Source organism: Bradyrhizobium sp. KZN70725 (assembly GCF_055264925.1).
Genome location: NZ_JBUYWT010000011.1, coordinates 186,740 through 207,922, shown reverse-complemented (window position 1 = coordinate 207,922; position 21,183 = coordinate 186,740). Strand labels below are relative to the sequence as shown.

General features: G+C 60.6%; 17 protein-coding genes and 2 pseudogenes. 15 read left to right on the top strand and 4 right to left on the bottom strand.

Translation table 11 applies throughout. The features are described from left to right. Window positions 1-374: 374 nt before the first annotated feature. The 3 genes from ACZBJS_RS13725 to ACZBJS_RS13715 all read right to left on the bottom strand — a co-directional run bounded on the left by ACZBJS_RS13725 (window position 375) and on the right by ACZBJS_RS13715 (window position 2,450). The gene (locus tag ACZBJS_RS13725) at window positions 375-569 is read right to left on the bottom strand and encodes a DUF3606 domain-containing protein (RefSeq protein WP_016844186.1); all 195 of its coding nucleotides are present in this window, start codon (window positions 567-569) and stop codon (window positions 375-377) included. A gap of 1,128 nt (window positions 570-1,697) precedes the next feature. Next, entirely contained in the window at window positions 1,698-1,868 is a 171-nt protein-coding gene (locus ACZBJS_RS13720) for a hypothetical protein (protein ID WP_168855288.1), read from the bottom strand. A 210-nt stretch (window positions 1,869-2,078) separates the two neighbouring features. Beyond that, a complete protein-coding gene (locus ACZBJS_RS13715) occupies window positions 2,079-2,450 on the bottom strand; it encodes a cupin domain-containing protein (protein WP_016844188.1) in 372 nt (123 codons plus the stop codon). A 1,837-nt stretch (window positions 2,451-4,287) separates the two neighbouring features. On the opposite strand from ACZBJS_RS13715, the pseudogene ACZBJS_RS13710 reads away from it, so the two are divergent. Beyond that, window positions 4,288-4,950: pseudogene (locus ACZBJS_RS13710) on the top strand (3-oxoadipate:acetyl-CoA acetyltransferase); the annotation flags it as partial. Between the two features lie 147 nt (window positions 4,951-5,097). On the opposite strand, the gene ACZBJS_RS13705 reads toward ACZBJS_RS13710, so the two are convergent. Continuing rightward, complete coding sequence (locus ACZBJS_RS13705) at window positions 5,098-6,027, bottom strand: helix-turn-helix domain-containing protein (protein ID WP_141340809.1); 930 nt, start codon at window positions 6,025-6,027, stop codon at window positions 5,098-5,100. Window positions 6,028-6,543: 516 nt separating this feature from the next. Here ACZBJS_RS13705 and ACZBJS_RS13700 point away from each other — a divergent pair. The 14 genes and pseudogenes from ACZBJS_RS13700 (at window position 6,544) to ACZBJS_RS13635 (ending at window position 21,178) form a co-directional block, all read left to right on the top strand. Continuing rightward, window positions 6,544-7,185 carry a response regulator transcription factor gene (locus ACZBJS_RS13700; RefSeq protein WP_141340810.1) on the top strand — a complete coding sequence of 214 codons (642 nt, stop codon included), beginning with the start codon at window positions 6,544-6,546 and terminating at the stop codon, window positions 7,183-7,185. A 61-nt stretch (window positions 7,186-7,246) separates the two neighbouring features. Beyond that, window positions 7,247-7,684: a response regulator transcription factor gene (locus tag ACZBJS_RS13695; protein WP_141340811.1), complete on the top strand. Its 438-nt coding sequence runs from the start codon at window positions 7,247-7,249 to the stop codon at window positions 7,682-7,684. Beyond that, window positions 7,677-9,779: a PAS domain-containing sensor histidine kinase gene (locus ACZBJS_RS13690; RefSeq protein WP_463438801.1), complete on the top strand. Its 2,103-nt coding sequence runs from the start codon at window positions 7,677-7,679 to the stop codon at window positions 9,777-9,779. Before ACZBJS_RS13695 ends, ACZBJS_RS13690 begins: the two co-directional genes overlap by 8 nt. A 233-nt stretch (window positions 9,780-10,012) precedes the next feature. Beyond that, window positions 10,013-10,963 carry a helix-turn-helix transcriptional regulator gene (locus ACZBJS_RS13685; protein WP_463438800.1) on the top strand — a complete coding sequence of 317 codons (951 nt, stop codon included), beginning with the start codon at window positions 10,013-10,015 and terminating at the stop codon, window positions 10,961-10,963. A 226-nt stretch (window positions 10,964-11,189) separates the two neighbouring features. Next, entirely contained in the window at window positions 11,190-12,047 is an 858-nt protein-coding gene (locus tag ACZBJS_RS13680) for an alpha/beta fold hydrolase (RefSeq protein ID WP_076826970.1), read from the top strand. 44 nt (window positions 12,048-12,091) lie between these two features. Continuing rightward, window positions 12,092-13,297 carry an NAD(P)/FAD-dependent oxidoreductase gene (locus ACZBJS_RS13675; RefSeq protein WP_463438799.1) on the top strand — a complete coding sequence of 402 codons (1,206 nt, stop codon included), beginning with the start codon at window positions 12,092-12,094 and terminating at the stop codon, window positions 13,295-13,297. Window positions 13,298-13,373: 76 nt separating this feature from the next. After that, window positions 13,374-14,330, top strand: a complete 957-nt coding sequence (locus ACZBJS_RS13670; RefSeq protein WP_463438802.1) for an MBL fold metallo-hydrolase — start codon at window positions 13,374-13,376, stop codon at window positions 14,328-14,330. A gap of 86 nt (window positions 14,331-14,416) precedes the next feature. After that, window positions 14,417-15,208: an acetoacetate decarboxylase gene (locus tag ACZBJS_RS13665; RefSeq protein ID WP_316397992.1), complete on the top strand. Its 792-nt coding sequence runs from the start codon at window positions 14,417-14,419 to the stop codon at window positions 15,206-15,208. A 33-nt stretch (window positions 15,209-15,241) separates the two neighbouring features. After that, window positions 15,242-16,417, top strand: a complete 1,176-nt coding sequence (locus ACZBJS_RS13660; protein ID WP_463438798.1) for a DUF3734 domain-containing protein — start codon at window positions 15,242-15,244, stop codon at window positions 16,415-16,417. A 42-nt stretch (window positions 16,418-16,459) separates the two neighbouring features. After that, on the top strand, window positions 16,460-17,242 hold the full coding sequence (locus tag ACZBJS_RS13655) for a 3-hydroxybutyrate dehydrogenase (RefSeq protein WP_168855294.1): 783 nt from the start codon (window positions 16,460-16,462) through the stop codon (window positions 17,240-17,242). 21 nt (window positions 17,243-17,263) lie between these two features. After that, window positions 17,264-18,013 (top strand): SDR family NAD(P)-dependent oxidoreductase, encoded by a 750-nt coding sequence (locus ACZBJS_RS13650; RefSeq protein ID WP_076826845.1) that lies wholly within the window; start codon window positions 17,264-17,266, stop codon window positions 18,011-18,013. A 110-nt stretch (window positions 18,014-18,123) separates the two neighbouring features. Next, window positions 18,124-19,539, top strand: a pseudogene (locus ACZBJS_RS13645) (GAF domain-containing sensor histidine kinase); the annotation flags it as partial. 2 nt (window positions 19,540-19,541) lie between these two features. Then, entirely contained in the window at window positions 19,542-19,931 is a 390-nt protein-coding gene (locus tag ACZBJS_RS13640) for a response regulator (protein WP_076826847.1), read from the top strand. Next, entirely contained in the window at window positions 19,928-21,178 is a 1,251-nt protein-coding gene (locus ACZBJS_RS13635) for an adenylate/guanylate cyclase domain-containing protein (protein ID WP_076826849.1), read from the top strand. The genes ACZBJS_RS13640 and ACZBJS_RS13635 overlap by 4 nt, the downstream gene beginning before the upstream one ends. The last annotated feature ends 5 nt before the right edge of the window (window positions 21,179-21,183 follow it).

Below are 21,183 nucleotides of genomic sequence, written 5' to 3'. Positions count from 1 at the left end.
CGTCGCCGAGCTCGTAACTCCGGTCGGGCTACGCCCTCCCTGCGTCACGAGCTCGGCGACGCTCTCTCATCCTGATTGACGCTCTGCTTCCATCCTGATTGCCGCGCGGCACCGTTGCATTCTTGCTAGGCGCCTTCCTAGCTCGTCGGTAGCGTCCATGCAGCGCAGCCCTACGAATTGCCAGACGGCAATATCTTATTCGGATTGCTCAATGACCTTGCTCGCATCAGGCTCATCAATCCCATCCGCCCGATTGCACTCGCAAGGCATGCCGGCGCCGCACTGACAGCCATGTGCCTCCGCCGTCCAAGGCAAGTGCGGATGGTTCTCGCAGACCCAGCCCAACCCCAAGCAAATCGGACAGGTCGGTTTGGTCATTCTTGAGCTTTGTCGGGCAGACCCAATTCCTTGCGGACCGCAGCAGCGGAGTTGCCGACCTTTTCGACGACCTTCTGAAGGTCATTCTTCGACACACCAAGTGCATGGGTCCAATACTTCACCTCGTATGGCTCGTGCATGTTGATCTTCGAGCGATCTGGCTGGACGCGGTTGGTTAAATTGTCCGGCATTGCTTCTATCCCAAAATAAAAGGTCGCGGCCGTTGGCTGGTCCGAAGAAGATCAGGCTATTGTCGGGGCGGTTTGCAAAATTGACCGTCGCGGCAGTAACGTCGGCCACCCAAAGCTAGTTCCTGCCAACGCTTCCTTGCCCCCGAAGATCCGGGGTACATTCTCAATCAGTTTAAACCGGTGGCCCCGGCTGCACCTCGCTAGGGCCGTCGACTCGGCCTCAGCGTCTCGCCGGGGCCGTTCTGTTCAGGGAACGAGCAGCAGTCCACGACGTCAAATCTAAACGATGGACTGGGACTATTACCGCGGCCTTAGCGCTCTCCGCGGGCGTTGAGGCCATTCTAACGTCAGGGGCCGCTTTTCGCGACTCGTGAATAGCTTCGCTAAAATCTCAGCCTGGTCTTTTGTCAGCTTCTCGGCGAACGCGCCGTCCTTTTCTATCTGGGCCGGTCCTTTGCATTCGCTATCGTAGACCATCCAGCCGTTGCCGCCTTGCCGAACGAGGAATCGGCCTCTCATCGGGCGTCCAATAAATTCCATTGCAACACCACCTGTGAAATTGAAGGGTTTCATGCGTCCAGCGAATTGAAACGCCCCCAACCCGAGGGCCGCCAACCCGAACAATGCGGGTTTTCCTCCAGCAGCCGGGGGGGGGCTGGATCGGCTGGGGGACCTGAGCCGACTCGTTGCCAAGCCGATCGTTCCTATTATCGATCGTTAGGATAAACGGCCCAGTGATGCTGGTTTTGGCGTGCAGGTGATCGTGGCAACTCGGCCCCTCCGCGCCGCGCCTCACCGCGTTGGGGCCGTTTTTGCAAAGACTACGCGAAAAGGTCTTTGCTGACCTGGGTGATCCGCGGAGTGCCAGCGTTATTAGCGAACCGAAATAAACATTCAGCTGAAGTCGTGTTTATTCGGTTAGCCGAACAGATTCTCGCCGGCCTGGGGTCATGCGATTGGGTGCCGTCCTAGTTAGGACATTCGCTGCGGGCCTACCTTAGAACGCGACAAAGAAAAAACCCATCAGTAGCAGGGCGAGCAAAACAGACGCCCCGGCCGCTATCTTTCGTCCGGCGCTTGGCTTCGCTGATTGGTTCATATGGGGGGCCAGAACCCGGAAGATTGAAGTCACTCGCTCATATGCGCGCCGGTCTCAGCTTGCCGGGTTCTCTTAAGTAGCTGCTCTTTTTCCATACCTGCGGGGAGTACGCTTGCTTCTTCACGAAGACTCTTGGCCTCTTCGGTAAGGCGTTCCTCCAGAGAGTGCTCTTGCTTGAAGTGCCGACGCTTAATGACCATGCGCTGTCCTTTCCGTGGCGGAAGGCGACGTGCCCCCCGAGCTGGAGCTACTTCGAGATAGCGATGCGGCGTTGAGCGCGTCGCCGAGGGGCGGATGGGCGCGGAGGCGACCATCTGGATTCGAGAATGCCCCGGCGTAGCTTTCTCAAGCAGAAAAAGCGGGTGCGCGTTTGCGACCGCTTTTTCTTGATGTCGGTTTGACGGGACCTCTTACTTTGCAGGCTCCATCATTGGTTTACCCTTATCGACGATATGGACCGTCAACATCTTCAGGGTTTTGTCGCCTGCCACCTTGAAACCACCGTGGGGCACGTCGCGAATGTTGATTGTTGCTGCTCCCGTAGGAAATGGCACCTCTTTTCCATCGGGTAGCGCCAACGTTGCGCCCTCTAGAACGTAAACGGCTTCCTCGCCATGATGCGTGTGGCGAATGAGATTATTTCCGGGCTGTACGTCGACGACGCTGACTACAATCTCCATATTCGTGCCGCTTAGGTCGGCGCGTTTCAACTCGGTGCGGTTTGTTTGGGCATTCGCGGACCAGGTAAGGGCGAAGAAAATAAGAGCAGTGATCCGAAGCATACTTTCCTCCTCAAATAGACAATGAAATGTTTTCGCGACACGCCAATGTGACGCCCACTTATCCAACAGCAACCATTACGAGAGTGCAAGGGAAGTGCAGCATAATCCATCCTGAAGCAGATTGTGGCGATTGAGGCGACGACTACACCACCCCGCCGATCGTGGTATCGACCCGTGATGGCCGCATCGTCAGAGATTGCGAAGCAAAGTAAACCTCCGCGCATCGGAAGGTACCAGTAGGAGAAATCGGCAGGGCCTACCAGAGACGTCCTTGGCGAATTGATCACTTCGCCTCACTCGATCCGGGTATCAACCCAGCCGACCTTGCCGCAGGCGGTGAACTTGCGGTGCACCGAGATTTCAGCCCAATCCCATCTGCAAGTCGGCAAGCTTCAGCAGCCGCTATGATGTTGGCAGCCGACGCAAGAACACAAGCACCGTCTTGAAACCGGCGTTGCGATCGACAGGGCCAGTCCAATAACGGAGATGACGGGCGGGTTTTCGACGCCAAGGCATGGGCCGATATACTCAGTGCATCGAGTTCATGGCCGGTCGGGCTGCGGAGCGCATGTTGCTAGGCGGCGAACTCGCCGCTCCGGTTGAAGAACGTCCTTAGCGGGGATCGCTTGTGCATTTCCCTGCACGAACGAAAACATCCAGGTCCGGAAGCTTCATTCGCAGCTCCTCAACGAAGAGCGGGCGAGCAAGCCGCCGCCGGCAATCCTGGCTTGTCAGCTCGGTTCGCAAAACCAGCTTCTAGAACTCATCTGCCGGGGACGCCCTATCCCCGCCGAGCCTGCTGCAGCTCTTCGGAGTGGATTGTCGCCACCGCGTGACTGAATACTTGGCTGGCGTCGCCTTGCGCAATCACCGGTAGAGAAAAAATCCGTGGACGCCCGCATAATCGAAAGTAGTGGGGAGCAGGCTCTCCACGGCGCCGCGCTGCGGACGGCGGCAGCATTTACCCGCGGCGGGGAATTGATTTCTTAACTCAAACCTTGGGTGCGGTGATCGCGAAGCTTGAGGACTTCCGAAGCGGTCCCTTGCCGGAAATTGGGCTTCATCCGCGATAGGTCGGGCCATGGGCTTTGCCGGTCATCATGTCCCGCTGAAACGTAACCCCGCGCCCATTATGCCGGGAGTGCCGCCGTCTCTTAAGAGTGGTCGCTGACAAGAGACGGCAAGGCATCCCTGCGGCACGGATATCCCCAGCCTCGTTGTCCACATCCGCAACTCCTTGAAGCTGCAGCAAAGACGAATGCCCTCGGAGCGCGCACCATAAGCCCACGTATTGTTCGGGAAACGAATATCGCCGGCGGCCTAGTTTCAAGTGCAGAAGCGATGTCTGCCTTCGGGGTCGATGCCGTAGCCCGTCGACATTCGCCGTCGCCCGCTCGTAACTGGCCTTCAGCTGCTTGACCTGCTGGCGTGTTTGCGCAAGCGATGCCTCGAGCTGGTTGACTTTGTACTGGAACGGCGCCGGATCGATACGAAACAGCACCGCGCCGGCGACCGCGGTGGTGTGCCTGGCACATGGGATAGGTTGATTGTCCAGGCGTCATCGACCCGCGACCCGTCTAGAAATGGTATCCGCGCGACAAGGAGAGGTCTGGCGCGATCTGGTAGGTCAAGTTGAGAAATTGGCCGGAGATGGTCGGAAGGAAGCAGACGAGGGGCACCACGCGCCTACGGCACGATGCCGGCACCGAATACGGGCTTTCGATATTCCGCGTGCGCGACAGAGCACGCGACTCCGAGAAGAATTATCGCATGTTGTTCGATTTGATTGATGAAGGATGAGGAATAGGCCCGGAGCAACTCGAGCGACGATGCGGGTAAGCCGACATCGGATCCCGAACGTTTTGGGCGTTTGCTGGAAGGCCTCCGGAAATACTGTCCCGGCATGATTGTGCAGCTCTCGACTGGAGGGCGCTCAGGCACAGGCCGGGAGCGAGGCGGAATGCTGTCACTGCGGCCGGACATGGCGTCGCTGTCGACCGGGTCGTGCAATTTTTCCACGCGCGTTTACGAGAATGCTCCCGAACTCGTCGACTGGTTGGCCTCCGAGATGCTGGCTCATGAGATAAAGCCGGAGATCGAGGCGTTCGACCTATCGATGATTTTCCAGGCCATCGCTATGCAAAAGATCGGCAAGATCAAAGGACCGCTGCACGTCCAATTCGTAATGGGCGTGAAGAACGCAATGCCCGTCGATCGAGCAGCGTTTGAGTTCTATATTGAGACCCTTAACCGGTTGGCGCCTGATGCGACCTGGACCGGCGCCGGCATTGGAAAGGACCAGATCACGCTCAATGCGTGGTCTCTTGAACTCGGTGGACACTGCCGCACAGGACTTGAGGACAATGTGCGACTGGATCGTGAGAAGCTTGCACCGTCGAACGCTGCGCTTGTCAAGCGTGTGGTCGAACTCTGCGGTCGATACGGGCGGCGTCCAGCGACCGTGCCGGAGGCGCGCGCGCTATTGAAGCTCGCTCCATGAGTTGGGCGTCGAAAATGCCTTTTAGTTGTCGTGCGAGGACGGCTAGGAATTGGTGCTGCTCGCCGGGATTATCGTCATGAGGGTCGGCCTAGCCATGCATACGTTGCGGTTGTGTAGGTCGCAGACCGTCTTTATGCGTAACCCTGATTACCCCTCACTATCCGACGCGCCTCGCACTCCTCGGCGCCACGCTCCCGGACTGACGCCGACCATTGCTGAAAATACCCTCGTAAAGTGGCTCTGATTGGCAAACCCAGCCGATTTCGCAACCTCGGACAGCGGCAGATCGCGGATGGTCATCAACTGCTCGGCCGTCTTCACCCGCCGGCGAAGTAGCCATCGATGCGGCGGCAGACCAGTGGAGATTCGGAACGCCCGCGAGAAATGATCGACCGAAAGATCAAACTCGGCTGCGATCTGCCGTAAAGGAGTCTTTCCGGCGAGATCGGCATTGAGCATATCGCAAGCGCGGTCTAACTGCCACGGAGCGAGGCCGCCGCGTATCGTCTTGGCGCTACGCCGAAGGCCACCGTAGGTTTGAGCGACGTGCGCAGTAAGTGCGTGCAACATGTGGTCGACGAAAAGCTGGTTGGTCTCGTCCGCTCGACGCAAAGCTTCCACGAGCGACGCACCGAGGTTACGGACGACTGCGTCGTCGTGGCCTATACCCGGCTCATAGGCAAGCTCGCCAATGCGCGGTGCGCCGGCCTGCCTCGCAATGTCGTCAAGGGCCGAGCGCGGAAGATAGAAAAAGAGGGAGTGAAACGGCTTGTCGATGACGTAGCGCGGATCGCGCTTCAGATCGTAGAGATAGGTCGCGCCGCCGTGGACATTCGTCTTGATGACGCATCGGCCCCGCTCCCAGCACTCGCAGTCCGGATAATCACGAAATTTGAGGCTGACGAGGTAGGCGTCCTCGGAGGGCAGCGAACCGGAAAGGCTCGGCACCGGGTCGTCGTTTCGGGTTTCGGTCACCGCCAGCTCGGAACTGCGCAGCGTACGTGCAATCAGCGAAGGTGCGTTCTTCGCCTGCAGGGGTCGTCCGAGCCTCGATCCGTAGACGCCGGCCTGTGCCATTTGAGTTGATCCGGAAGGTTAGACCGCAGGCGCTGATCGCCCTGCGAATTTTGCGGTGCATTATCGGAAATAGGCAAGCGGCTGTCCACGGCCACCCGGCGACGCGCAACTTTTCGTGAGGGCAAATCGTCGCGAAAGTCGCAACGGATTCGGAAGCAATTTCAATGCGGTCGACCCAATCAACTGCCGCCAGGAACTGGGGTGAAATCCGGAGCGCAGGTCGCAACGATTCGCAAGCACACGTGATTCCGCGACTCGCAGTCGCATGGTCCTCGTTTGGCACGGAATGAGGCAAGACATGACGGCTTTGGGAAAGACGCGGGGGCCCTGCGAGCCCTAGAAACACGCCGTAGAAGCCAAGTGACCGTGACGGCCGTGTCATGACATGGACCTTACGGGCATCTGCGAAAAAGCAGCGAAAGACCGCGGGGCAGAAGCGATCAGGAGGCCACGCAAATGCTTAGGGCAACCGTATCCACGGGCTCGCAGCCTTCATCGCACGTAGCGCGCTTACCTATGACTCTCAATACTAACACTGCAGACCGCCCACTTGTTTTGATCGTGGACGACGACGAGGAGATCCGGTCGGCGCTTCGGGAGCTTTTGCTATCGGTCGGCATCGACGCGTGCTGCTTTGGCTCGACGCAGGAATTGTTGCGTGCCGATCTTCCGGAGCGGCCCGGCTGCCTGATTCTCGATGTTCGCATGCCCGGAGCAAGCGGGCTGGATCTGCAACAGCGTCTGGCATTGAACGGCAACACGAGGCCGATCATTTTCCTCACGGGTCATGGCGATATAGCCATGACCGTCCAGGCAATGAAGGCGGGAGCCGTCGACTTCCTGACGAAGCCAGTCAGAGACCAGACACTCCTCGACGCCGTCGCGGCGGCGATCGAGAAGGATGTCTCGCAAAGAGCCGCGGCCAGGCGCATAACGCAACACGCCGCCCGCTTCGCAACGCTGACACCGCGCGAACGTGAAGTCCTGGGCGAGGTAGCAAGGGGCCGCCTCAACAAGCAGATCGCCTTTGATCTCGGCATCAGCGAGATCACTGTGAAGTTGCATCGCGGCAACGCGACGAGAAAGCTGCAAGCAACGTCCGTCGGAGACTTGATCCGGATTTGGGAAGCACTTCCTGCGGAACTTCGCGGGAGGTAGCCCATCCTACACCAAGGAATAGGTACAACCCGATCAGCAATGGGCAGATGATCGGCGGGCCATGCCAGCGAAAGTCATCTGTTTGTCCAAAACGCCCCTAGTTGCCATCGTAGATGACGACCAAGCTGTACGAGAGGCTCTTTGCGATCTCCTCCTGGTCCTGGACGTTGCGTGTCGCTCGTTTGATCGGGCGGAGGCGTTCATGGCTGAATTTGTGCCAGGCCGCTTCGATTGCCTGATCACGGATGTGAGCATGCCCGGCCGGAGCGGGCTCGAACTACAGGAGCGATTGCGCGAGCTGGGCTCGTCAATGCCGGTCATTTTCATCACCGCGGACACAAGCCCGGCGACAGAGGCTCGCGCACTGAGGGGCGGTGCCTATGCCTGCCTGACGAAGCCGGTCAATGATGAGGTGCTCTTTCATCTCCTGCAGAACGCAATGAACTGCGCAGGCCGCTCGCGACGCAACGAGCGACGGGATCCACCATCAGATGACTAATCTCGCCCGACAGATATCGCAAGGCGGCCAGCCGAATCTCGTTGCCTCTGCTCCCGGCACGGAACTGGCCGACCTTGTGTCCGAAAGCATCATCGTCAGCAACCTGCACGGTGTCATCCAGTACTGGAATGCCGCATCGGAAGTCCTGTACGGCTGGCCTTCCATGGCGATGGTCGGTCGACACGTGGCAGAGATCGGCTCGCACGGCCACTCGGGTGTCGATCACATCGACATACTGCTCCGCGAAGGTCGATGGGAAGGTATCGTCTTTCGGCGTAGCCTGACCGGGGTCGAGGTTGCGGCGGCCGTGCGGCAGGTGGTGCGACGAGACGCAACCGGCGCGGTCCTTGACATCGTTGAGTGTGGCCGAAATGCAGGACCACTAACCGAAGCAGCGTACCTGCGCATGGATGCCGAGTTGCAGGGATCTCTGGCCGCTGCTTGGGAGCTTGATGCCTCGCCGGCCCGGCCCCTGCTCGATGCAATCGCGAAGCACAGGCGTGGCGGAGCCGCTATCGACCTTGATCAGCATCCGGACTGGGTCAACGGACTGCTTACCGCCACTCGAATTCTGGCTGTCAATGATCGCGCGGTTCGCATGTTCGGGGCACATGCAGGGCACGAGCAGATGATCGGTCAACCGATCGGTACGTTCTGGCCGGCTGAAAGCCGCTCAATCCTGGCCGGACTAATCGGAGACGTTGCCACAGACCGCTCGCGCCTCGAGACCCGCAGAATGGTCCTGAGCGGCGCGATACGCAACCCCATCATCAGGGCCTGGCATTCTGCGGACCCGAAGCCGTCGGGCACCGTGCTCGTTACGATCAACGGCGCGATCGATGATGACCGCACGTCCTGGGAGTTGCACGCGAGCGAGGATCGATATCGCAAGCTCATTCAGTATCTACCGACGGCTCTCTGGCAGGTCGATTCCCGACGCGCGGGCGAGGTCTTCGACGATCTGAAGGCGAAGGGTGTTCGCGATATTGCTTCCTATCTGGCGACACACCCTGATCTTATCGAGCACGCCAAGGACGTCGTTCGTGTGACGGACGTCAACCACGATGCAGTCTCACTGTTTCGGGCACGCAATCCCGCCGACCTAATCAAACCGGTTCGATACCTGTTTGCCGCCGTCCCGGGGCTCGCCGAGCGGGTCATGGTGGCTCACTTTGAAGGTCGACGCAATCTCATAGAGGAGACCAGGATCCGTGCATTCGACGGTTCGCTCATCGATGTCCTGTTCACGGTCACATATCCTGTGCCCCCCGAGCAACTCGACAACACCTTCATCACCATCCAGGACATCAGTGAGCGCTTGAACGCCGAACGGCAACTTCGGAAGCTGCAAGCTGATTTCGCGCATGCTGGCCGCATCGCAACTCTTGGGGAGCTCGGAACTTCGATCGCGCATGAGATCAATCAGCCGCTTACGGCCATCGTGACCAATGGTGAGGCAAGCTTGAGGTGGCTGGCGCGCGCAGATCAAAACATCGAAAAGGTCACCCAGCTCACGTCCCGAATCGTGGCGAATGCGCGGCGCGCGAGCGAAATCATTCATCGCATACGAGGCATGGCGGCGAAGCATGAACCAGAGAAGCGGCTCATGGATATCAATGACGTCGCGAAAGAAGCGCTGTTATTCATTCGCCACGACATTGAGTCAAAATCAATTGCCTTGTCGACGACGTTTGCATCTGGGCTTCCCCAAGTGATTGGTGACCGGATTCAGCTGCAGCAGGTGATTATCAATCTGCTCGTCAACAGCGTCCAGGCCATCGTGCACTCCGGTCAACCGACACGTCGAATCGACGTCCAGACGTCGGTCACCGAAGAAGGCTCGGTCGGCTTCTCCGTCTTCGACAATGGGCCGGGTATCGCCACCGGAGATATCGGGCGCATCTTCGACAGCTTCTTCAGCACCAAGGATGCAGGAATTGGCATCGGCCTCGCGATCTGCCAGTCGATCGTTAGGGCGCACGGAGGCAGCATTTTGGGCGCGAATCGTCCAAATGGCGGCGCGCATTTTCGCTTCACGCTTCCGGTGCCGGCGACTGCCGGTCCCGATTCCAGCGTTGTCGCGCTCATTCGGTAAGTGCGCCAACGTTTGCATGAGCGCCTGCGTTTGCAAGGAATTGCGCCCGCGATGCGGACAATCTCTCCCGAACTATACCGAGGTATAGGTCGACCTATCCGCTGAACCAGCGCGACCAGACCCGCTGCACGATGCCCTCGTACAGCGCTCACCGCCATGATCGCAGCACACGGGAAGCGATGCATCCGCAGACGCGCGGAACGAACGCTCTTCCCCAATGCGAGTGGAAGTTCATGAGCAAGCCCATCTTGCGCGCCCCCCTGGACAATGTGCCCGGCGCGACGCAGGCGCATAGGAGTGACCTGCCGGTCGGTGAGCGGCGCCCCGCCAATGAAGAGATGGCACGCGTGCTCAGGACTAAGCCCTTTCGCGTTGCTTTGGAACCGTCCAGCGGCACGATTGCATACTGGAAGCACGAGCCCGTACACGACATCGTCAAGCCGATGGTCGATCACGTCATCATGACCTACCCGACCGGCGTACAACGGCTCGAGCGGCGCACCGGACGATCAGTTGCGATCGGAACGGCTCGTCCCGGCGTCGTGACGCTCATTCCGGCTGGTTCGACCTCTCGGTGGGATATTCACCGGCCGATGCATGTCCTTCAGCTCTATCTTCCGCAGGCAACACTCTCGCGTGTTGCCGACGAAGCCTACGTGGCCGCGCCCGGCGATCTTCTGGAGCGGACAGTGTACTCGGATCCCGTTACATCCCGGTTGCTGATGAGTGCAGTGGATGTTCTGGAAGGACACGCGACGCTGGAAGCATTGTTCAGGCAGCAATTGATGGACCTTCTGGCAACGCGCCTCTTGGCAGCACATGCTGGCTCGTCGATCACGGTCCGGCCAGCTCTGGGCGGCCTGTCGCCAAATGTCCTGCGCCGCGCCATCGAGCGCTTGCGCTCCGATAACGATGCGGACGTTTCCCTCGGAGCACTCGCTTTCGAGGCCGGCCTCTCGCGCTACCACTTTTGCCGTGCCTTCAAGGAGAGCACAGGCCTTTCGCCTCATGCCTGGCTCCGCCAGCGACGGCTCGAGCAGGCCATGGAGATGCTGCGCGACACGGACGCATCGGTCGTCGCGGTCGCGGAGGTCCTTGGCTACGGCTCTCAGACCGCGTTCGCCGCGGCATTCAAACGGTTCACCGGCGAAACGCCGACCAATTGGCGGCGCAGCATGCGTTAGCAGCAATCGCGCTGCAATCGGCGCAATCGCTCTTGGGCAGTGGTCCGCGAGCTCCCCTAGATAGCCGCAAGAAATCTGACGACACGGAGACCAACAGATGATTTCCAAAAAGGCCTTCAGCGGCCTCGCCACGTCGCGTCGAAACTTGCTGGCGAGCACGCTCATTTGCGCGACATCGCTGACCGTTCGCTCGCCTTCGGCGATTGGCAACGAAAGGGACCATTCGATGTCGGCCACACAAGGAAGCGATCCCGCGACTTCTGTGACGACCAAGGACGGCGTGCAGATATTCTACAAGGATTGGGGGTCGAAGTCCGCCCAGCCGATCGTCTTTCATCACGGTTGGCCGCTCAGTTCCGACGATTGGGACGCGCAGATGCTGTTCTTCGTCGGCAAGGGCTATCGAGTCATTGCGCATGACCGGCGAGGTCATGGCCGCTCGAGTCAAGTGAGCGATGGCCATGACATGGACCACTACGCAGCCGACGTTGCGACTGTCGTTGACCATCTCGATCTTCGCAATGCCATTCACGTTGGTCATTCCACGGGCGGCGGCGAAGCAGCGCGCTACGTCGCACGCCACGGCAGGAACCGGGTGGCCAAACTGGTCCTGATCGGGGCCGTGCCTCCCTTGATGTTGAAGACGGAAGCCAATCCGGCGGGCGTGCCCATTGAGGTGCTTGACGGATTGCGCAAGCAGCTCGCAGCGAACAGGGCACAGTTCTATCTCGAATTCGCGAGTGGCCCGTTCTATGGCTACAATCGCCCAGGTGCACAGGCGTCCCCGGCGGTGATCTGGAATTGGTGGCGCCAAGCAATGATGGGTAACGCCAAGGCACAATACGATGGCGTCAAAGCCTTCTCGGAAACCGACTTCACCGAGGATCTGAAGAACATCGACGTCCCCACGCTCGTCCTGCATGGCGGCGACGATCAGATCGTGCCCGTTGGCGATTCTGCAACCTTGTCGGCGAAGCTTCTGAAACGAAGCACTTTGAAAATCTACGACCTGCTACCGCACGGTCTGTGTACGACGCATCCCGATATCATCAACGCAGACTTGCTGAAATTCGTGAGCGCCTAACCCGGTGCCTTCATCGAAGAGAGTCAAACCCAAGGAGTAATCAAATGCGACTAGTCATCATTGGCGCCGGATTCGCCGGCATGTATGCCGCTCTCTCTGCGGCCCGGCTGCGCGACATCCAGGGCGTTTCGCCCGAGGCGTTCGAAATTGCGTTGGTTTCACCGGAGCCGACGCTGGTGATTCGACCGCGGCTCTATGAGCCGAAACCGGAGACCCTGACAGCTTCGCTCCTGGATGTGCTGAAGGCCGTTGACGTTGCCTATGTGAAAGGCAGCGCCGAGTCGATCGATACCAAGTCTCAAGTGGTAGACATCGTTGCGGCCAAGGGTGCGAAGCAGAGACTCACCTATGACCGATTGATTGTCGCAGCTGGTAGCCGGCTGTTCCGTCCCAGTATCCCCGGGCTCGCTGAACACGGTTTCAGCGTCGACCAGCTCGACGACGCGATCGCCCTCGACCGGCATTTGCATCATTTGGTGGGGTGGCCGGTATCACGGATGCGCGACACGGTTGTCGTGGCCGGCGGCGGATTCACTGGCATCGAAGTCGCGACAGAAATGCCCGCACGGCTTCGTGAGATCCTCGGCAAGGATGCCAAGCCGCGTGTCATCATCGTCGAACGAAACAGTGCGATCGCCCCCGACATGGGCGAAGGTCCTCGTCCTATCATCGAAGCCGCGCTCCGCAAGTTGGGGGTCGAGGCCCGGCTCGGCGTTGGCGTTACCTCGCTCGACAAGTCCGGCGTCACGCTTTCCAGCGGCGAGCATATTGATAGCGGGACCGTGATCTGGGCGGCCGGCATGCGTGCCGCTCCGCTAACCGCGCAGATTCCCGCTGAGCGCGACAACTTTGGGCGCCTGCTCGTCGATCCCGACTTGCGCGTGCTGTCGGTGCCTGGGGTCTTTGCGACCGGCGATGCGGCGAGGGCGGCATGTGACGAGGTTGGCAACTACGCGCTGATGTCCTGCCAACACGCCACGCGGATGGGCGCCTTCGCCGGCAACAATGCGGCCGCCGAGCTGCTCGGCGTCCCTACCAAACCGTACCGCCAGAAGGCTTACGTCACTTGTCTCGACTTAGGAGAAGCCGGTGCGCTCTTCACGCGCGGCTGGGAGCGCAAGGTCGAGATGGTTGGCGACGAAGCCAAGAAGACCAAGAAGGAGATTAATACCGTCTGGATCTATCCGCCGCGGGTCGAGCGTGCCGCTGCTCTTGCTTCCGCTGATCCGGAGCGTGTCACTGATCTCTAAACACCTCACGAGCATTGACCGCGCTTTCTGCGCGAAAGCACGAGCCGCTCAGGATCGAGCGCTGAAGTTCTCGAAGATGGATCGGATGATTCGCAATACTCAACAGGAGACAACCATGAACTTAGACACTGCCGCACGCTCCGTTAGATCGAAGCCCGACGAATTGGTACCATCGCGCTACGCGCTGAAAATCGGCGACATCGATGTTATGGTGATCAGCGACGGCGTGCTGCCGCTGCCGTCCAAGATGCTGGCGCACAACGCCGACCCGGCCGTCCGCGCCGCCTGGCTGGACGACATGTTCCTGCCGCCGGACGCGTTCGACTGGGCACTGAACGTGGTCGTGGTACGCAGCGGCGCGCAGACCATCTTGATCGACGCGGGTCTCGGACTGGACCCGGATCTGCACCTGCCGCGGGCCGGGCAGTTGGTCAAGCGACTGGAAGCCGCCGGCATCGACCTGGCATCCGTGACCGACGTGGTGCTGACCCACATGCACATGGACCATGTCGGCGGCTTGCTGGTCGAGGGCGTGAAGGACCGGCTGCGTCCGGACCTGCGGATCCACGTGGCGGCCGCGGAGGTCAAATTCTGGGAGGCGCCCGATTTCTCCCGCGTCTCCATGCCGCCGGGATTCCCGGACGCGCTTCGGGCCACCGCCAAGCGGTTCGCGAACGAGTACCACAACCAGCTGCGGACGTTCGAAGATGAGCACGAAGTTGCGCCGGGCGTCGTAGTCCGCCGCACCGGTGGCCACACTCCCGGACACAGCGTGGTTCGCGTGGCATCCGGCGGCGACCGGCTGACATTCGCTGGCGACCTCGTCTTCACCGTCGGGTTCGAGCACCCGGATTGGCACAACGGCTTCGAGCACGATCCCGAGGAAGCCGCTCGCGTCCGGATCGAACTTTTGCGCGAACTGGCGGCGAACCGCGAACTGCTGGTGGCCACGCACATGCCGTTCCCGTCGGTCGGTCATGTTGCGGTCGCAGGCGACGCGTTTCGTTGGGTGCCGGCCTTCTGGGACTACTGACCGATTGTTGGCTCAAATCCGAACCAGGGGCGGGCGCTGACAAGCGGCGACCGCGCCCGCCACTGACAAGCTTGGAGCTTACCACCGTGAAACACGAGACCGTGCGCGCATCGTCGTTCGCGATGCCGCTGAGCAGTCCGGCCTTTCCTCCCGGTCCTTACCGCTTCGTCGACCGCGAATATTTCATCATCCAGTACCGCACCGATCCCGACGCGCTGCGCCGCGTGGTGCCGGAGCCGCTGGAGATCACCGAACCAGTAGTGAACTACGAGTTCATTCGCATGCCGGATTCCACCGGCTTCGGCGACTACACCGAGAGCGGCCAGGTTATTCCCGTATCCTACAGGGGCCAGCTGGGCGGCTTCACCCATCAGATGTTCCTGAACGACCATCCGCCGATTGCGGGCGGGCGCGAGCTATGGGGGTTTCCCAAGAAATTGGCGCAACCGAAGCTCGAGGTCGAAATCGATACGCTGGTTGGCACTTTGAACTATGGCTCAATCCGCATTGCGACCGGCACCATGGGCTACAAGCACCGGTCGCTCGATACGGCGGCGGAAGCCCGCAAGCTCGCAGCCCCCAATTTCCTGCTCAAGATCATTCCGCATGTCGATGGTTCGCCGCGCATCTGCGAGCTGGTGCGTTTCCACCTAAAGGACATCACCGTGAAGGGTGCTTGGACCGGCCCCGCTGCCCTGGATCTGTACTCGCATGCCCTGGCACCCGTCGCCGAGTTGCCGGTGCTGCAGGTGCTGTCGGCCAAGCACCTCGTCGTGGACCTGACGCTCGGGCTAGGCGGCGTGGTCCATGACTATCTTGCCACCGACCAGGGCCGCGGCTCGGTCTCGGACGTCTTGATCGAAGCAAATGCCGGCTGACCGAGATCAGCCCTACATCCGGAGCTCCAGAAAATGCTGAACGTCATGCGCGGGGATATCGATCCGGCGCCGCAAGCGGCCAAGCCATTGCCATATGATGTCGTGGCCTTGGTGCTGCAGGGTGGCGGCGCGCTTGGTGCATATCAAGCCGGCGTTTACGAAGGCCTGCACGAAGCCGGCATACGGCCGAACTGGTTGGCTGGCATTTCGATCGGCGCGCTGAACGCCGCCATTATTGCCGGCTCGCCCGAGGCCGAGCGGATCGAACGGCTACGCAAGTTCTGGGAGAGCATCTGCGCGGCGGCGGTGGAATGGCCGGTCGGCGAAGGGCTTGCCAATGCGATGCCGTTCGCCTTCGATCTCCGCTCAGCGCACAATGCCCTGGCGGCGCTCAGGGCCCTCTTGCAGGGGCAACCCGGCTTTTTCAAGCCACGCTTCCCGCCACCGTTCCTGTCGCCCTTCTCGGGCAACGCGGCGACGAGTTTCTACGATACCTCACCATTGCAGCAGACGTTGGAGCGGCTTGTCGACTTTGATCGGCTGAACGCCGGGGAGGTGCGCGTCAGCGTTGGCGCGGTCAACGTCCGTACGGGCAACCTGACCTATTTCGACACGGCTGAACGCCGGATCGGACCGCAGCATTTCATGGCATCCGGTGCCCTGCCGCCGGGCTTCCCTGCGGTCGAGGTCGACGGCGAGCACTATTGGGACGGCGGCGTCGTTTCGAACACGCCTCTATCCCGAGTGCTGTCGAGCGAGCCGCGCGACACGCTGACCTTCCAGGTCGATCTTTGGTCGGCACGGGGCCGTGTGCCGAATGACTTGATGGAGGTGTCGAGCCGCCAGAAGGACATTCAGTATTCCAGCCGCACACGCGCCATCACGGACCAGGCGCTACGGATGCAGAAGATGCGTCAGGCGCTGCAGCGAATGCTCGAAATGTTACCGGATGGCGCGAAGCAGGATCCGGAAATCCGCGCCATCGCGGACATGGCTCGCCATCGCTCCTGCAACATCATCCATCTGATCTACCAGTCCAAGATCTACGAGCGCCATTCAAAGGATTACGAATTTGGGTTGAACGCGATGCGGGCGCATTGGCAGAGCGGTCTGGAGGATATCCGCCGTACGTTGGCCGATCCGCGGCGGCTCGACCCGCCTGCTCCCGAGCTCGGCATTGTCACGCACGATATCCACCGCCGTGACTGATCTCGCGGCAAATCTAATCCCAAACCATCGAAAGGAAGTCCCATGTTGAAGGGCAGGGTAGCCGTCGTCACCGGATCGACCAGCGGTATTGGGCTCGGTATCGCTAGGGAGTTGGCTAAGCTCCGGGCAGACATCGTTTTGAATGGCTTTGGCGATGCCAGCGAAATCGAGGCGATCCGAGGCGGCATCGAACGCGAGCATGGTGTGCGCGCCGTTTACGATGGCGCCGATATGTCGAAGGAGGAGGCCGTGCGCGGATTGATCGCAGCGACGGTCGAGAAATTCGGCCGGCTCGACATCCTCGTCAACAATGCCGGCATCCAATTCACTGCGCCGGTCGAAGAGTTCCCAGCCAACAGGTGGAACGCGATCCTGGCGATCAATCTGTCGGCCGCGTTCCACGGCATTGCGGCGGCGGTCCCGCAGATGAAGAAGCAGTGCTGGGGGCGGATCGTCAACATTGCCTCCGCGCACGGCCTCGTCGCTTCGACGCATAAGGCAGCCTACGTCGCGGCCAAGCACGGGCTGGTCGGCTTGACCAAAGTAGTCGGCCTGGAGACTGCCGGGAGCGGGGTCACATGCAATGCAGTCTGTCCGGGCTGGGTGCGAACGCCCCTCGTCGACAAGCAGATCGACGACATCGCTGTGCAAAGAGGGGTCAGCCGGACGGAAGCGGCCAGGACACTCCTGGCGGAGAAGCAGCCGTCCCTCGAATTTGTTTCTCCGGCGCAGCTTGGCGGCACTGTCGCTTTCCTATGTTCGTCCGCCGCCGACCAGATCACCGGAACCGCGATCTCGGTTGATGGCGGTTGGACCGCCCAGTAACCGCAAAGGAACGCGATCAACATGCATAGCGAAGAAAAGGTCATTGTCCTGACCGGCGGCACTTCAGGGATCGGGCGAGCGGCGGCAATCCGCCTTGCCAACCAGGGCGACAAGGTGCTCGTGACCGGCCGCCGGGCGGGTCCTCTGGACGAAACGATCGCCGAGCATCCGAACATCGCGGGTATCGTTGCGGATGCGGCCTCGATCGATGATGCCAGGCGCACAATTGCCAAGGCGATGGATCTCTGGGGCAGAATAGACGCCTTGGTCAACAACGCCGGCGCGGGCGCAATCCTTCCATTGGCCGATACCACGGCCGATCGGATCATGGATATCTTCTCGGTTAATGTGCTCGGTCCTAGCCTGCTTGCCTCCGCTGCCCTTCCGCACCTGAAGACGAGGTGCGGCACCATCATCAACGTGTCGAGCACCTTTGGTCACCGACCCGCGGCCGGACTGTCTCATTATGCTGCGAGCAAGGCCGCGCTGGAGCACCTGACCCGTTGTTGGGCGCTGGAGCTTGCGCCATTCGGCATACGGGTGAACGCTGTCGCCGCTGGGCCAACGGAATCCGGCGCCCTCACCGGCATGATGGGACTGACCCAGGAACAGGCCGCCGCGGTCAAGGAACAGGAGCGTGCGCGCATCCCGCTCGCGCGGCGCGGCGTTCCGGACGATGTCGCAGAATGGATTGTCCGGCTTGCCGGCTCAGCCTCGGAATGGATGACCGGCCAGGTGGTTGCCATCGACGGCGGCCTCGGGTTGGCCTAGTCGCAATCGGGGTGTGGGCGCTGAATCCGGAAGTGATGATCAGCACAATGGATGCCGACCTGAGGAACAGGGTCGATGAGCTCGAACAACGACTGCAGAGCGGAGTAGCCGAGAATGCCCGCCTGCAGGGCGAACTCGCGATCGCGTTGGAGCGGCAGTCCGTCACGGCAGGAATCCTCAATGTCATCGCCAGTTCGCCAACTGACGTGCAGCCGGTATTCGACGTCATATCCGAAAGCGCGAGGCGATTGCTTGCCGGCCAAACGGCGCTCGTGACACGTGTCGTCGGCGACATGCTTCATCTGGCGGCATGCACGGCAGGAAGCGTGGCCGGTGATGAGGAGATCCGAATCTCATTTCCCGCGCCACTCACGTCCTCCGGGATCCACAGCCGGGTCGCACTCACGTCGACGATTGCATTTCGCTCCGATATCGAGACCGAACCGGGTGTGCATCCGGCGATCAGGAGTATGGCACGCGCGAGGGGATATCGAAGCATTGTGGTCGTGCCCATGCTCCGAAAAGGCGTGGCGATCGGTACGATCGGCGTTTCGCGCGTCGAACCCGGAACCTTCACTGGCAGCCAGATCAACCTTCTCAAGACGTTCGCCGATCAGGCCGTGATCGCGATCGAGAACGCACGGTTATTCGAAGAAGTAGAGGCCCGCACGAAGGAGCTCGCTGGATCCCTCGACGATCTACGCGCGGCCCAGGACCGCCTGGTGCAGACCGAAAAGCTCATATCGCTCGGTCAGCTCACTGCTGGCATTGCGCACGAGATCAAGAACCCGCTCAACTTCGTCAATAATTTTGCCACGCTCTCGGTCGAACTGACCGGCGAGTTGAACGAGCTCCTCACTCCGGCCATGCTCCCGGACGACATCCGCGGCGAAGTGGATGAACTGAGTGAGCTGCTAACGGACAACCTTCAGAAGATCGTGCAGCACGGCAAGCGCGCCGACTCCATCGTCAAGAACATGCTCCTGCATTCGCGTGGTGGCGGCGGCGAGCACCGGCCTGCCGACGTCAATGCGCTCGTCGAAGAGAGCCTCAATCTTGCCTATCATGGCGCGCGCACCGAGAGACCGCAGTTCAACGTCACCCTCAGGCGCGAGTTCGATCCGAACACCGGGATCGCCGACGTGTTCCCGCAGGAGATCACGCGGGTGCTGCTGAACGTCATCTCCAATGGCTTCTATGCCGTGGCGAAGCGCTGTGAGCGCGGTGATCCCGGATTTGAACCCGCGCTCAGCGCCGTCACGCATGATCGCGGCGAATACGTCGAAATCCGCATCCGCGACAATGGCGTCGGTATTCCGCCCGAGGTGAAGGAGAAGATGTTCAATCCGTTCTTCACGACCAAGCCGCCGGGCGAGGGAACGGGCCTCGGACTTTCCATGAGCCACGACATCATCGTGAAGCAACATGGCGGCAGGATCGATGTCGAGACTGAGCCCGGCGAATTCACCGAGTTCACCATCCTGCTGCCGCGCAACATCGGTCTTTCTCACAGTATCGGGGGCTGACTATGACTGTATCGGTTCTTGTGGTGGATGACGAACCCGATCTGGAGGTTCTGTTTCGCCAGCAATTTCGACGCGAGCTTCGCGCCCGGCGCTTTGTGATGGACTTTGCCGGATCGGCAGCGCAGGCCCTGAACCGCATTTCCGATACCGGCGAGCAAACGCTGATCCTCATCCTCTCCGACATCAATATGCCCGGAATGAGCGGGCTGGAGATGCTGCCGGAGCTTCGCGCTCGGCGGCCCGACGTTCCGGTGATCATGATCACGGCGTACGGGGATGCCGAAACGCGCAAGACGGCACTTGAACGGGGGGCACACGCCCTGTTGACCAAGCCGATCGACTTCGGCCAGGTCCGCCAGGCGATCCAGGCGAGATTGGAACAGCCCGCATGACCTCCACCGTTCTTGTAGTCGATGACGAGCCGGATCTGGAGGTGCTCGTCCTCCGGAGGTTTCGCCGGCAGATTCGCGAACGGCAGTTAAGCTTCGTGTTCGCGCGTGACGGTCTTGAAGCGCTGCAATCGATCGAGCAGCATCCGCATGTCGATCTCGTGGTCTTGGACATCAACATGCCGCGCATGGACGGCCTTTCCCTGTTGGCGAAACTGCAGGAGCGAGAGGACAAGAAGGTGGCGATTGTCGTGTCGGCCTACGGCGATATGAGCAACATACGTACCGCAATGAATCGCGGCGCGTTCGACTTCCTGACCAAGCCCATCGATTTCGCCGACCTGGAATCCACGATCCAGAAGACCATCCGTCACATCGAGGTCTTGCGCGAAGCACGCCGGCGACAGGCGGACGCGGAGCGGGCTCATGCGTCGCTGTCGAGATATTTCTCGCCTGAGCTCGCCAAGCGCCTTGCTGCTGTAGATGGCGACGATGGAATGCAGGTCCACTGGCGCGACATTGCAGTGATTTTCACCGATATTACAGGGTTTACGTCACTCGTCGAGACGGCCGATTCGAATGTGCTGAGAGATCTGCTCAACGAATATGTCGGTGGACTGACGGAGGTCGTCTTCGCCTATGAAGGGACGGTGGCGAAGGTGATCGGTGACGCCATTCAGGTACTGTTCAATGCACCTGGCGACCAGATCGATTACCCCGCCCGCGCGATCGCCTGCGCGCAGGCGCTCGATCGATGGGCCGAAACATTTCGGGAGCGCTGGAAACAGAGGGGCGTTGACTTCGGTGTCACGCGGATAGGCGTCCACGCCGGACCTGCGCTGGTCGGCAATTTCGGCGGCGGCCGTTACTTTGACTACACAGCCTACGGGGACACAGTTAACACTGCCGCCAGACTGGAGGCGGCGAACAAGACATTGGGCACACGGATCTGCGTCAGCGACTCGATCGCATGTAAGGTTCGGGAGTTCAGAGGGCGGCCGATCGGCGACCTTGTTCTGCGGGGACGAAGTGAGGCGCTACGCGCCCACGAGCCCTTGTCAGCTGCGGAGAGTTATGGGTTGGCCGCGACACAGTACGCGACTGCCTTTAACAAGTTGGAGGCAGATGACACTGACGTGGTGCCAGCCTTCGCAGCACTGGTCGGTCTCAACGCCGCCGACCCGCTGGCGAATTTTCATCTGAAGCGGCTCCTCAACGGGGCCAAGGGTGTTCGAATGCATGTGGGGTAATTGGG